Source organism: Chromohalobacter sp. 48-RD10, from assembly GCF_029889785.1.
Taxonomy (GTDB): Bacteria; Pseudomonadota; Gammaproteobacteria; order Pseudomonadales; family Halomonadaceae; genus Chromohalobacter.
This window is the reverse complement of record NZ_JARANX010000001.1, coordinates 390744-404685: the sequence shown is the minus strand read 5'-3', so window position 1 is coordinate 404685 and position 13942 is coordinate 390744. Positions and strand designations below refer to the sequence as shown.

The 13942-nt window shown below is 60.1% G+C and carries 10 protein-coding genes; 7 read left to right on the top strand and 3 right to left on the bottom strand.

The features are described 5' to 3' along the window. The first annotated feature begins 2 nt into the window (after positions 1–2). The 7 genes from sdhA to sucD all read left to right on the top strand — a co-directional run bounded on the left by sdhA (position 3) and on the right by sucD (position 10891). Positions 3–1775 (top strand): succinate dehydrogenase flavoprotein subunit, encoded by a 1773-nt coding sequence (gene sdhA, locus OP496_RS01805; RefSeq protein WP_280561646.1) that lies wholly within the window; start codon positions 3–5, stop codon positions 1773–1775. A gap of 19 nt (positions 1776–1794) precedes the next feature. Beyond that, positions 1795–2499, top strand: coding sequence for a succinate dehydrogenase iron-sulfur subunit (locus OP496_RS01800; RefSeq protein ID WP_348521295.1), 705 nt, complete (start codon positions 1795–1797; stop codon positions 2497–2499). 234 nt (positions 2500–2733) lie between these two features. Continuing rightward, positions 2734–5568 carry a 2-oxoglutarate dehydrogenase E1 component gene (locus OP496_RS01795; RefSeq protein WP_280561642.1) on the top strand — a complete coding sequence of 945 codons (2835 nt, stop codon included), beginning with the start codon at positions 2734–2736 and terminating at the stop codon, positions 5566–5568. A 41-nt stretch (positions 5569–5609) separates the two neighbouring features. Further along, positions 5610–7214 (top strand): 2-oxoglutarate dehydrogenase complex dihydrolipoyllysine-residue succinyltransferase, encoded by a 1605-nt coding sequence (odhB, locus tag OP496_RS01790; RefSeq protein ID WP_280561640.1) that lies wholly within the window; start codon positions 5610–5612, stop codon positions 7212–7214. Positions 7215–7272: 58 nt separating this feature from the next. Next, the gene (gene lpdA, locus OP496_RS01785; protein WP_280561638.1) at positions 7273–8712 is read left to right on the top strand and encodes a dihydrolipoyl dehydrogenase; all 1440 of its coding nucleotides are present in this window, start codon (positions 7273–7275) and stop codon (positions 8710–8712) included. A 140-nt stretch (positions 8713–8852) separates the two neighbouring features. Next, positions 8853–10019 carry an ADP-forming succinate--CoA ligase subunit beta gene (sucC, locus tag OP496_RS01780; protein WP_280561636.1) on the top strand — a complete coding sequence of 389 codons (1167 nt, stop codon included), beginning with the start codon at positions 8853–8855 and terminating at the stop codon, positions 10017–10019. Next, entirely contained in the window at positions 10019–10891 is an 873-nt protein-coding gene (gene sucD / locus OP496_RS01775; protein WP_280561635.1) for a succinate--CoA ligase subunit alpha, read from the top strand. Before sucC ends, sucD begins: the two co-directional genes overlap by 1 nt. A gap of 159 nt (positions 10892–11050) precedes the next feature. On the opposite strand, the gene OP496_RS01770 is transcribed toward sucD, so the two are convergent. The 3 genes from OP496_RS01770 to OP496_RS01760 are packed head-to-tail and all read right to left on the bottom strand — an operon-like array spanning position 11051 to position 13927. After that, positions 11051–12043, bottom strand: coding sequence for a lysylphosphatidylglycerol synthase transmembrane domain-containing protein (locus OP496_RS01770; protein WP_280561634.1), 993 nt, complete (start codon positions 12041–12043; stop codon positions 11051–11053). Then, positions 12040–12816 carry a polysaccharide deacetylase family protein gene (locus OP496_RS01765; protein WP_280561632.1) on the bottom strand — a complete coding sequence of 259 codons (777 nt, stop codon included), beginning with the start codon at positions 12814–12816 and terminating at the stop codon, positions 12040–12042. Before OP496_RS01765 ends, OP496_RS01770 begins: the two co-directional genes overlap by 4 nt. Beyond that, positions 12809–13927, bottom strand: coding sequence for a glycosyltransferase family 1 protein (locus tag OP496_RS01760; protein ID WP_280561631.1), 1119 nt, complete (start codon positions 13925–13927; stop codon positions 12809–12811). The genes OP496_RS01765 and OP496_RS01760 overlap by 8 nt, the downstream gene beginning before the upstream one ends. Positions 13928–13942: the final 15 nt, after the last annotated feature.

Genomic DNA, 13942 nt, shown 5'->3' with positions numbered 1-13942 from the left:
CCATGTCCAATATGCGTAGCCTGACATTCGACGCAATCATCATCGGTGGCGGTGGCTCCGGCCTGCGTACCGCGCTCGAGCTGGCCAAGTCCGGCAAGAAGACCGCGGTGCTTTCCAAGGTCTTTCCGACGCGCTCGCACACCGTCTCCGCCCAAGGCGGCATCACCTGCGCCATCGCCAGCGCCGATCCCAATGACGATTGGCGCTGGCACATGTACGACACCGTCAAGGGCGGTGACTATATCGCCGACCAGGATGCCACTGAGTACTTGTGTTCCGAAGGCCCCAAGGCGGTTTTCGAGCTAGAACACATGGGGTTGCCGTTCTCGCGTTTCGATAACGGCCGCATCTATCAGCGCCCCTTCGGCGGTCAGTCCAAGGACTTCGGCAAGGGCGGCCAGGCCGCGCGTACATGTGCCGCTGCCGACCGTACCGGCCATGCGCTGCTACATACGCTGTATCAGAACAACCTGAAAAATAACACCGTGTTTCTGAATGAATGGTATGCGGTGGACCTGGTGAAAAATGCCGATGGCGATGTAGTGGGCTGTATCGCCATGTGCATCGAAACCGGTGAACTCGTGCATATCAAGTCCAAGGCCACGGTGCTGGCGACCGGTGGCTCGGGCCGCATCTACGCGTCAACGACCAATGCGCTGACCAATACCGGCGATGGTATCGGCATGGCGCTTCGCGCTGGCTTCTCCATGCAGGATATGGAGATGTGGCAGTTCCACCCCACCGGTATTTACGGGGCCGGAGTCCTGGTCACCGAAGGCTGTCGTGGCGAGGGCGGCTATCTGATCAACAAGGATGGCGAGCGCTTCATGGAGCGCTACGCGCCGAACGCCAAGGATCTGGCCGGCCGCGATGTCGTGGCTCGCGCCATGGTCATGGAAATCCTTGAAGGGCGTGGTTGTGGCGAAAACGGTGACCACGTCATGCTCAAGCTCGATCACTTGGGTGAGGAGGTTCTGGGTAAGCGTCTGCCGGGTATCGTCGAGCTATCCAAGACCTTCGCCCATGTCGATCCCGCCACAGACCCGATTCCGGTCGTGCCGACGTGCCATTACATGATGGGTGGCGTGCCGACCAACGTCCACGGCCAGGCGATCATGCAGGACGCCGATGGCAACGATCAGATCGTCAACGGGCTGTTCGCCTGTGGCGAGGCGGCATGTGTGTCCGTGCACGGTGCCAACCGTCTGGGCGGCAATTCACTGCTAGACTTGGTGGTTTTCGGACGTGCCGCCGGCATGTTCATCGAAGAAGCGCTCAATGAGGGGGTCGATTACCTCGAGGCGGCTCAGTCCGATATCGACAGTGCCATGGCCCGCCTCAACCGCTGGGATGAATCGAGCGGTGGCGAGGCAATTCCTGAGCTGCGTGCAGAACTTCAGGAGGTCATGCAGAACGATTTCGGTGTTTTTCGCCAGGAAGACACCATGCAGGAGGGCGTCAAGAAACTGGCCGATCTCCGCGAGCGTATCGGTAATGCGCATCTGGCCGATAAATCCAATGCCTTCAACACCGCGCGTGTCGAAGCATTGGAGCTCGACAATCTGCTCGAGGTGGCGGAAGCCACGGCAATCTCCGCTTTGGACCGCAAGGAAAGCCGCGGCGCGCATTCGCGCTACGACTATCCGGATCGCGACGACGCCAATTGGCTCAAGCACTCCATGTACTTCCCGGTCGAGAAGCGGCTTGGGCAGCGTGACGTGAACTTTGCGCCAAAGACCGTCGAGACCTTCGAGCCGAAAATTCGCACCTACTAAGGGGTTGTCCAAGATGTCTATGCTTCAGATATCCATTTATCGCTACAACCCGGAAACCGACTCCGTGCCCTATATGCAGGAGTTCGAGCTGGACACGCAGGGCCGCGACATCATGGTTCTCAATGCACTTGAAATGATCAAGCAGCAGGATAGTTCCATGGCGTACCGGCGTAGCTGCCGCGAAGGGGTTTGCGGTTCCGATGGCATGAACATGAACGGCAAGAATGGCTTGGCTTGCGTCACGCCGTTGTCCGAGGTGATCAAGGACAACAAGCTGGTGCTGCGTCCACTGCCCGGTTTGCCGGTTATTCGTGATCTGGTGGTCGATATGGGGATGTTCTACAAGCAGTACGAGAGCATCCAGCCTTATCTGCAAAACGATACCGCTGCGCCGGCCACCGAGCGCTTGCAGTCACCGGAAGAGCGCGAAAAACTCGATGGGCTTTATGAGTGCATCCTGTGCGCCTGCTGCTCTACGGCTTGCCCCTCTTTCTGGTGGAATCCGGACAAGTTCGTGGGGCCAGCGGGCTTGCTACAGGCTTATCGCTTCCTTGCCGATTCGCGTGATACCGCAACGAGCGAGCGCCTGGCGCGGCTTGAGGATCCGTTTAGCCTGTTCCGGTGCCGTGGCATCATGAATTGCGTGGCGGTGTGTCCTAAAGGGCTCAATCCGACGCGTGCGATTGGCAAGATTCGTGAGATGTTACTGTCTAATGCCACTTAAATCGCGCCGCGTGGCTTGTTATCATTGGCAACAAGCTTCTTCCTGCGACATGCCGTCGCAGGAGGCCGGTCCAACGATCGCCGTTAGCCGGTGCCCTGCGCACCGGCTTTTGACGATAAGTGGACCCTAGCATCGCGTGTGACGCCAACCTGTTCCCGCAGGTCCCAAGTGACGCCGGCACGTCCGGGCGTGCCAGCGCCAAGAACACCCATCAGTGCATAGGGTGATTAAGAAATGCAAGAAGGCATAATGGAGTTGATGTGGCGCACTTCCCATGTCAGCGGCGGCAACGCCCACTACGTGGAAGCGCTCTACGAGCAATATCTCGTCGAGCCCTCTGAGGTTCCCGACGAATGGCGTAACTATTTCGATCAGTTACCTCGTCCGGAAGGCGCCCCCTCTCACGACGTTCCTCTCAGTCCGATTCGTGATCAGTTCTATCAGTTGGCGCAAAACCAGCGTGGCAAACCCGCCGCCGGTGTCGCCGACAGCAGCGAGAACAAGAAGCAGGTCAAGGTTCTCCAGCTGATCAACGCATACCGCTTTCGCGGCCATCAGCGTGCCGATATCGACCCGCTGGGGCTGCGCAGCCCGACGCCAATTCCTGATCTGGATCTTTCCTTCCATCAGCTGACCGACGCTGACATGGAGACGTCCTTCCAGACCGGCTCGCTGTTCCTGGGCAAGGATCAAGCCTCGCTCAAGGAAATCGTCGACGTCCTGGAGAAGACGTACTGCCGCAGCATTGGCTGCGAGTTCATGCATATCGTTGACACCGACGAAAAGCGTTGGCTGCAGCAACGCTTCGAATCGGTGCGCTCCAAGCCGGACTACAGCATCGATGTGCGCAAGCACATCCTCGAGCGTTTGACGGCTGCCGAGGGATTGGAAACTTATCTCGCGTCCAAGTACCCAGGCACCAAACGCTTCGGGCTGGAAGGCGGCGAGACGTTTATCCCGATGGTTGACGAAATCATCCAGCGCACTGGTAACTATGGCACCAAGGAAGTCGTTATCGGCATGGCGCACCGGGGTCGCCTCAACCTGCTGGTCAACTTGCTGGGCAAGAGTCCGTCGGAACTGATCGACGAGTTCGACGGCAAGAAAGTCATCCAGCAAGGCTCGGGGGATGTGAAGTACCACCAGGGCTTCAGTTCCAACGTCATGACCGAGGGTGGCGAGGTCCACTTGGCCTTGGCGTTCAACCCCTCGCATCTCGAGATCGTCACGCCGGTGGTCGAAGGGTCCGTGCGTGCCCGCCAGGACCGCCGCGAAGACGGCGAGGGTGCCAAGGTACTGCCGATCGTCGTTCATGGTGATGCCGCTCTCGCCGGCCAAGGCGTGGTCATGGAGACATTCCAGATGTCCCAGCTCCGTGGCTACAAGACCGGCGGTACCGTGCATATCGTCATTAACAACCAGGTCGGCTTCACCACATCACGAGCCGATGACGCACGTTCCACGGAATACTGCACCGATATCGCCAAGATGGTCCAGGCACCGATCTTCCACGTGAACGGCGACGATCCCGAGGCGGTGGTGCATGCCACCCAGGTGGCCGTCGATTATCGTTACCAGTTCAACAAGGACGTGGTGATCGATCTCGTCTGCTATCGCAAGCGCGGCCACAACGAGGCTGACGAGCCTTCCGGCACCCAGCCGCTGATGTACCAGAAGATCAAGTCGCACAAGAGTTCGCGTGAGCTTTATGTGGCGCGCTTGGTGCAAGAGGGCATGATCAGCGACGACGAAGCGGCCGCCATGGTCGAGAAGTATCGCGATGATCTTGTGGCAGGCAATCACGTTGCCAATGCGCTGGTCAAGGAGCCCAATACCGAGCTATTCGTCGACTGGACGCCTTATCTAGGGCACACGTGGACTGGTGATGCCGATACGTCGATCGACATGACGCGTATGCAGGCGCTTGCCGACAAAATGTGCGCAGTCCCCGAGGAAGTCGAGGTACAGCGCCAGGTGGCCAAGATCTACGAGGATCGCCGCAAGATGGCCGCTGGTGATCTGGCTATCAACTGGGGCTTCGGCGAGACGCTGGCGTATGCCACCTTGCTGGATGAAGGCCATCCGATACGCCTGACGGGCCAAGATACAGGACGCGGCACTTTCTCTCATCGTCATGCCGTCGTGCATAACCAGAAAGACGGTTCGACTTATGTGCCGCTGGAGTACATCAAGGAAGACCAGCCAAATTTCACCATCCGCGATTCTTTCCTTTCCGAGGAAGCGGCACTCGCGTTTGAGTACGGGTATTCCACGACCACACCCAAGGCCTTGATCATTTGGGAAGCCCAGTTCGGTGACTTCACCAATGGGGCACAGGTGGTGATCGACCAGTTCATTTCCTCCGGTGAGACCAAGTGGGGACGGCTTTGCGGGCTTACCATGCTGCTGCCGCACGGCTATGAAGGGCAGGGACCCGAGCACTCCTCGGCGCGTCTCGAGCGCTTCCTGCAACTGTGCGCCGAGCACAACATGCAGGTCTGCATGCCGACCACGCCGGCCCAGATATTCCACCTTCTGCGCCGACAGGTGATTCGTCCGCTGCGCAAGCCGCTGGTGATCATGTCACCGAAGAGCCTGCTGCGTCACAAGGAAGCAACCTCGACGCTGGAAGATCTGGCCAATGGCCGCTTCGAAATGGTGCTGCCGGATCAAGGCAAGCTCGACACGGAGAGTGTCAAGCGCGTGGTGTTGTGCTCGGGCAAGGTCTACTACGATCTGGTGAGCTATCGTGCCGAGAATGGCAACGACGATGTTGCGATCGTGCGTTTGGAACAGGTCTATCCTTTCCCCAAGGAAGAACTGTACGAGGTCTTCAAGACCTATTCGAACCTCGAACAGGTCGTTTGGTGTCAGGAAGAACCGCTCAACCAGGGCGCCTGGTATCAAAGCCAGCATCACATGCGTCTGGTGGCCGATATGGTGCAGGAAGGCTTGGGGCGCGATCTGAAGTTTGCGGGGCGTCCGGCATCTGCCGCACCGGCATCCGGCTACATGTCCGTCCATGTTGAACAGCAGCGTCAGCTGGTGGAAGACGCCATTACTGGCTGAGGCGTTCCATCGGGATCGAGAGAAAACACTAAGGAAACGACATGGCTACTGAGATCAAAGCGCCGAATTTCCCGGAATCCGTTGCCGAGGGCACCATCGCCACTTGGCACAAGAAGGTCGGTGATAGCGTTGAACGTGATGAGCTGATTGTCGAGATCGAGACGGACAAGGTCGTTCTCGAAGTCGTGGCACCGGACGCCGGTACCGTGACCGAAATCAAGGTGGAAGAAGGCGATACGTGCGATTCTGAGCAGGTGCTCGGAATGCTGGGCGCCGCGAGTGAAAGTGGCGGAGAAAAGCCTGCCGAGGACTCGAAAAAAGAGAAAAAAGAAGAGACCAGCGAGAAGCAGGACGCGGCAGCAGCCAAGTCCGACGATGCCAAGTCGGCGGCGTCTGGCAACCAGTATGACGTCAAGGCGCCCAGCTTCCCGGAATCCGTCCAGGAAGGGACCGTGGCCACCTGGCACAAGCAGGTCGGTGAAGCGGTGAAGCGTGACGATATCCTTGCGGACATCGAGACCGACAAGGTAGTGCTCGAAGTCGTCGCCCCGGCCAATGGCGCCCTCAGCGAGATCAAGGTGCAAGAAGGCGAGCAGGTCGAGTCCGAAGCGGTGCTCGCATTGTTCGCCGAAGGCGCCGGCGGTGATGCCGCGGGCGGTGAGGCTTCCGCATCTGGCGATACGGCGAGCGAGTCGAAAGACACCGGCAGTGATGAGAAGGTCGGTGACAAGATCCTTGCGCCGGCAGCACGCAAGCTGGTCGCCGAGCATGACCTGGATGCCAGTAAGATCGAAGGCACCGGCAAGGGCGGTCGCATCCTCAAGGAAGATGTCCAGAAGGCCGTCAAGGACAGTTCCGCCAAGAAGAGCGCCAAACCCGAGGGCGGCAAACCCGAGGGCGGCGACGTCAAGGCTGCCGCAGCGCCGGCACCCGCCGTCGAGGGTGATCGTCCAGAGCAACGCGTGCCGATGAGCCGTTTGCGCCAGACCATCGCCAAGCGTCTGGTGCAGGCACAGCAGACCGCCGCCATGCTGACCACCTATAACGAGGTGGACATGAGTGCGGTGATGAATCTGCGCAGTCAGTACAAGGAAACCTTCCTCAAGGCGCACGATACCAAGCTCGGTTTCATGGGCTTCTTCGTCAAGGCGTGTACCGAGGCGCTCAAGCGTTTCCCCGACGTGAACGCGTCGATCGATGGCAGCGATATCGTCTATCACGGCTATCAGGACATCGGTGTCGCCGTGTCCACGCCGCGTGGCCTGGTCGTACCGGTGCTGCGTGATACCGACAGCATGAAACTTGCCGATGTCGAGAAGAGCATCGTCGACTTCGGCGAGCGCGGTCGTGACGGCAAGATCGGCATCGAAGACATGCAGGGTGGCACCTTTACCATCACCAACGGCGGTATCTTCGGGTCGCTGCTGTCGACACCGATCATCAATCCGCCGCAGACAGCGATTCTGGGTATGCACAAGATCCAGGAGCGTCCGATGGCCGTCGACGGCAAGGTCGAGATTCGTCCGATGATGTATCTCGCTATCTCCTATGACCACCGCATGATTGACGGCAAGGACGCGGTGCAATTCCTGGTCACGATCAAGGAACTGCTCGAAGATCCCGCACGTTTCTTGCTCGACGTGTGATGGCTGTCGCCGAACAATGTGTTGCGACTAATTAACTGAATTCGAACAGGATGATTTCATGGCCGATAAATTCGATGTGATCGTTATTGGTGCCGGGCCTGGCGGGTACGTGGCGGCCATTCGCGCTGCTCAAATGGGCTTGAAGACCGCGTGCGTCGAGAAGTGGGTCAACAAGGAAGGCAAGACCGTTCACGGCGGTACTTGCCTGAACGTGGGCTGCATTCCTTCCAAGGCTTTGCTGGAAACCTCTCACAAGTTTGTCGAAGCCCGCGATCATTACGCGGAGATCGGCATCGAGGTGGGCGAGCCGACCCCCAACATCGCCAAGATGCAGGAGTTCAAGGAAAGCGTCATCGCCAAGAACGTGGGCGGCATCAGCGCGCTGTTCAAGGCCAACGGCGTCACGGCGCTGGAAGGCGCCGGTAAGGTCGTCTCCGACAAGCAGGTCGAAGTCACCGGTCAAGATGGCGAGACGGCCACCTATGATGCCGAGAACATCGTGATTGCTTCCGGCTCTGTGCCGGTCGATATCCCGCCGACGCCTTTGACCGAGGGCTTGATCGTCGATTCCAGCGGTGCGCTCGAGTTCGACGAGGTGCCCAAGCGTCTCGGTGTGATCGGTGCCGGTGTCATCGGCCTCGAATTGGGCAGTGTCTGGAATCGCCTGGGCAGTGAAGTCACGGTCCTCGAGGCGATGGACGCCTTCCTGCCGATGGTCGACCAGGACATTGCCAAGGAAGGCCAGAAGCTGTTCAAGAAGCAGGGCATGGACATCAAGATGGGGGCTCGCGTGACGGGCTCCGAGATCAAGGACAAGGAAGTCGTTGTCAAGTATTCCGACGCTAACGGCGAGCAGGAGCAGACCTTCGACAAGCTGATCGTGTGTGTGGGACGTCGTCCCTACACCGAGGGCATTCTCAGCGATGATGTCGGTATCAAGCTCGACGAGCATGGTTTCGTGTTCGTCGATGATCAGTGCCGCACCAACGTACCGGGTGTCTACGCCGTCGGTGACGTGGTACGTGGTCCAATGCTGGCGCACAAGGGGTCCGAAGAGGGGGTGATGGTCGCCGATATCATCGCCGGGCACAAAGCCGAGATGAATTACGACGCTATCCCCAGCGTGATCTATACCGCCCCGGAAATCGCCTGGGTTGGCATGAGCGAGCAGGACGCGAAAGACGCCGGCATCGAGGTCAAGACGGGCTCCTTCCCGTTCTCGGCCAACGGACGCGCGCTGGCCAACAATGCGTCGGAAGGCATGGCCAAGGTCATTGCCGATGCCGAAACCGACCGCGTTCTGGGATTGCATATCATCAGTCAACATGCCGGGGAGCTCATCGCGCAAGGCGTCATCGCCATGGAATTCGGCTCCAGCGCTGAAGACCTGGCATTGACTTGCTACGCGCATCCGAGCACCTCGGAAGCCGTGCACGAAGCGGCGTTGGCGGTGGATGGCCACGCCATTCATATGGCCAACCGCAAGAAGCGCAAATAAGCGTTTCGACGAGCGTTTCAGTGTAGAGACGCGTCGCTCCCGCTTAGGCGGGAGCGAACAGGGGTAGCGGTGGCCTGAGGCTGTAAAAGCTCGAGGCCATCGCTACCATTCGAGTCACATGCAACCAATGGCATGACACGATGAACCTTCACGAGTATCAGAGCAAACAGTTGTTTGCCGATTATGGTCTACCGGTGTCCAAGGGTTTCGCCGTGGATACCCCCGAAGAAGCTGCCGATGCGTGCAAGAAGATTGGCGGTGATAAGTGGGTCGTCAAGGCCCAGGTTCACGCAGGTGGCCGTGGCAAGGCGGGCGGCGTCAAGCTGGTCGAAAGCGTCGAGGATGCCAAGGCGTTCGCTGAAAAATGGCTGGGCGAGAACCTGGTGACCTTCCAGACCGATGAGAAGGGCCAACCGGTCACCAAGATCCTGGTCGAAGACTGCACCGATATCGCCAACGAGCTTTATCTGGGCGCCGTCGTCGATCGCGGCACGCGGCGTATCGTTTTCATGGCCTCCACCGAAGGCGGCGTGGAAATCGAGAAGGTCGCCGAAGAAACGCCCGAGAAGATTCTCAAGGCCGAAGTCGATCCGCTGGTCGGTGCTCAGCCGTACCAGGCGCGTGAACTGGCGTTCGACCTGGGTCTGGAAGGCGCACAGATCAAGCAGTTCACCAAGATCTTCCTGGGCCTGGCTAAGCTGTTCGAAGAAAAAGACCTCGCGCTGCTCGAGATCAACCCGCTGGTAATCAACAACAGCGGCGACCTGCACTGCCTGGATGCCAAGATCGGCCTCGATGGCAATGCGCTGTATCGTCATCCCGATCTGCAAGCCATGCGCGACCCGTCTCAGGAAGACGAACGTGAGGCGCACGCTCAGGCGTGGGAACTCAACTACGTCGCTCTGGAAGGCAATATCGGTTGCATGGTCAATGGCGCCGGCCTGGCCATGGGGACCATGGACATTATCAAGCTCAACGGCGGGCAGCCGGCCAACTTCCTGGACGTTGGCGGTGGTGCCACCGAAGAGCGCGTGGGCGAAGCCTTCAAGATCATCCTCTCCGACGATTCCGTGAAAGCCGTTCTGGTCAATATCTTCGGCGGCATCGTGCGTTGCGACATGATTGCCGAGGGCATCATCGGTGCCGTCGAGCAGGTCGGTGTCAACGTGCCGGTCGTGGTGCGTCTCGAAGGCAACAACGCCGAGCTGGGTGCCGAGAAATTGGCCTCCAGCGGACTGAACATCATCGCTGCTACCAGCTTGACCGACGCGGCCCAGCAGGTCGTCAAAGCAGCGGAGGGCAAGTAATGAGTATCCTGATCGACAAAAGCACCAAGGTCATCTGCCAAGGCTTCACCGGTGGCCAGGGGACCTTCCACTCCGAGCAGGCGATTGCCTACGGCACTCAGATGGTGGGTGGCGTGACGCCAGGCAAGGGTGGCCAGACGCACCTCGGCCTGCCGGTGTTCAACACTGTCAAGGAAGCCGTCGACACGACCGGTGCCGAAGCCTCCGTGATCTACGTGCCCGCGCCGTTCTGCAAGGATTCCATCCTTGAGGCCGCCAATGCCGGCATCAAGCTGATCGTGTGCATCACCGAGGGAATTCCGACCCTCGATATGCTCGACGTCAAGGCCAAGTGCGACGAGTTGGGCGTGTGCCTGATCGGGCCGAACTGCCCGGGGGTGATCACGCCGGGCGAGACCAAGATCGGCATCATGCCGGGGCATATCCACAAGTCCGGCAAGGTCGGCATCGTATCGCGCTCCGGCACCTTGACCTATGAAGCCGTCAAGCAGACCACCGATCATGGATTCGGCCAGTCCACTTGCGTGGGCATCGGCGGCGACCCGATCCCGGGATCCACCTTCATCGACATGCTCGAGATGTTCGAGAAGGACCCGCAGACCGAAGCCATCGTGATGATCGGCGAGATCGGCGGCACGGCGGAAGAAGAAGCCGCAGCATACGTCAAGGAGCATGTCTCAAAGCCGGTGGTCTCCTATATCGCCGGTGTAACGGCGCCTCCGGGCAAGCGCATGGGCCACGCCGGTGCCATCATCGCTGGTGGCAAGGGTACGGCGGACGAGAAGTTCACCGCGCTCGAGTCTGCAGGCGTCAAGACCGTGCGTTCGCTCGCCGAGATCGGCGATGCGCTGAAGGCAGCGACGGGTTGGTAAGTCGCCTCTAGGCCCGGCGGGTCATGGGTCGCCGGCCAGTGAGCATGACGAAGGGCATCCCTACGGGGATGCCCTTCGTCGTTTCAAGTGCTTTATGCAAACGGCCTGCGCTCGCTGCCTTTCTTGAAAACGCGACCGTTCGTAAAAACGTGCAAGTGACTACCGACGCCGGGATAGCAGTTTGACGAAAGCACGTCCCGCCAACGCCAAGAAGACCGGCGCACCAGCGATGAGGTAGAAGTAGTAGGTCACGAAGCGCCAGATGAGCACCGCTGCAGCGGCGCTTTGCTTGCCGATTAACGGCGCCAGCAAGGCAGTGGAGGTCAGTTCGGCACCGCCTGCGCCCCCAGGCAGAAAACTCAACTGTCCTGCCGCCATGGAGAGCATTTGTACCAGGAAGGTCCAAGCCCAATCGACATGGGCATCCAGGCCCTGCACGGCCAGATACAGGACGCTGTAACGCAGCATCCAGTGGGTGCAGCACAGGGCGAAGACCGACAACAAGGTCAGACGAGGCAGGCGTAGCGTCTCGATCAAGGCGTTACGGAAATGCAGCAGGCGGCGAGCGAACCCGAAGCGTGCCTTGCGGCGCACCTTGAACCGCTCGAGCCAGTTGCCGGTGACCTGGAGCAGGCGTCCATAGTGGCGTATGACCAGCCACAGCAGGATGAAGCCGCACACCAGCAGCAACGATGGCAAGCCCACCAGCCAGCCGAGGTTGAGATCGATGGCCTCGATGAGGACATAGAGCGCGACGCCTATCAGCGCGGAAAGAAAGAAGAGCAGGTCAGTCAACTGATCGACGGCGAAGATCGCCGAAGCCTGCGCGGGCCGAACGCCGCGTCGTGCCAGCAAGCCTAGGAGCGTCAGTAAGCCCCCGGTGCCGCCGGGGGTGGCGCAGATGGCAAACTCGGTAGACATCACGATGCCCACTGCGCGCGTCTGACCGAGGTGTCCGGCGCGTCCCGCCAGCAGCAAGCGAAGCCGCAAGGCATTGACGTTCCAGCAGATGACGATCAGCAGCAGCATAAACGCCAGTTGCTGCAAGGGAAATGAGGCGAGTTCACCGAAAAGTGCGCGCCCGCCGAATAACAGCGGGATACTGATGGCCGCCACCAACCCGATAAAAAGCAATATCACCAGGCGCTTCATGCGGCGTGCTGCTCCCTCCGGCGTTGCCCCGTCACCCAATCGTACTTGGTGATAGGGCGACGTCCTTCGTGGATCAGGCGCTCCAGAACCGCGAGCCAGTATGCCTGAACGCTGGCGTGGCGCATGTCCACGGGATGTAGTCCCAGGCGCAGCAGCGGTGCCTGGCGGCTACGCCAGCGCTGCGTTTCGCTGGCCAGGCGTGATAGGCCACGACGCCAGGCGCTACGGGCACTCCATACCAGCCCCGGCGCCTCGAGGCGCATGAAGCTGGGCAGCGTATACAGATGTTGCGGGTCGCTAGTGTAGCAAAAGTCGCGCTGGGCCAGTGCTCGCCGCGCCCCTTGGCTCATGAGCCAGGCTGGCGCCACGAAGCCGGTGAGTGGCCAGCCCTGTGATCGAAAGAGGTCGATGCCTTTGTCCAGGCGCTGTGCCGCCTCATCTTCGTCGAGAGCGTAGAACTCGCCTTCCCAGGTGTAAAAGCGCCGCATGAACCAGTCGCGAGGCGTGCGCGGCGCGGGCGCGTCGTCGCAATGATAATAACCGTGCAAGGCCAATTCATCGCCCATGGCTCGGCGGCGTTGCAAGTGCTCGAGGAAGACGCCGTCGCGGCGGCAGTCGCTGCGATGGTGAAAATCGGGTACCACCAGCCAGGTGATCGGGATCGGACCGTGTCGATGTGCCAGGGCGTCGACCCTGGCCAAGAAGTTGGTGTAGTCGGGCCAGGTTTCCGGCGCGACATCGTGCAGGACGAGGGAAAGGTGGCGATCAGCCATGCTGAAGGCCCTCCGTGTTGACGCGTTGTCCGGTCAATTCACGATAATGCTTCATCAGGCTGGAGACCACGATATCCCAATCGTGATGGCGTTCGACATGCAGGCGGGCACGACGCCCTTGTTCCTCGGGCGCATTGGCGCAGAGTTCGCGCACGGCGCGTGCCATATCGTCCGCCGAGTGGGGTTCACAAAGCAGTCCGCAGCCCAGGGGCACATTCTCGGCTAGGGCGCCGGCGCGTGCCGCGACGACTGGAATGCCACTTGCCATGGCTTCCAGGGCGATCAGACCGAACGTTTCTTGAGTACCGGCATGCAGCAGCATGTCGCTGCTGGCCAACCACTCGGCGACATCGGCGGTGGCCGTGTAGCGGCCGATGACGCTGACGTTGTCAGGAACGCGTTGCGGCATCTGCGGCCCGATCAACAGCAGGTGGTAGCCTTTTCCGAGGCGCCGTGCGGTTTCCAACAGAACCGGCAGGTTCTTCTCGCGCGAGCCGCGCCCTACGAAGATCAGCAGGCGCGTATTGTCGTCGAGGCCCAAGCGCTGGCGACAGGTATCTTGGCGGTGCTGGGGCGAGAAGGTCTGCAAGTCGACCCCCAACGATTGCAGGGCGACATTGTCGAGGCCAAGGCCATTAAGTCTATCGGCGATGACGCGACTCGGCGCGAGGACACGGTTGCAATGCCGGTAGAGGTTTTCGACATAGCGTTTGAGGGCAATGCGCGTCCAGTTCCCGAGACGGTTGCCGATCAGGCGAGGTAGGTCGGAGTGGTAAAATCCCACTATGGGGACGTCCAAGGTCCGGCCGGCATCAAGCGCGGCCCAAGCGGTGACGTAAGGATCGCCGGCCTCGATGAGATCCGGCGCCATCTGAATCAGTTCGCGCCGCCAGCCTTCTCGCCTCAGGGGAAAGCGATACCCTTGGCTGAAGGGGAGCGGTGGCGCGGGAATTTCATGGATGGACTCACTGACTACATGGCGGGTACCGGGAATCACTAGGCTGGATATCACGCCAGGCAGTGTCGCCAAGCGGTTGCGTTTGGCCTCGAGGTAGGTTCGTACTCCACCGCTGGCAGGTGCGTAAAACATCGTGATATCGGTGATATGCAAAGCGTGACTCCTTGA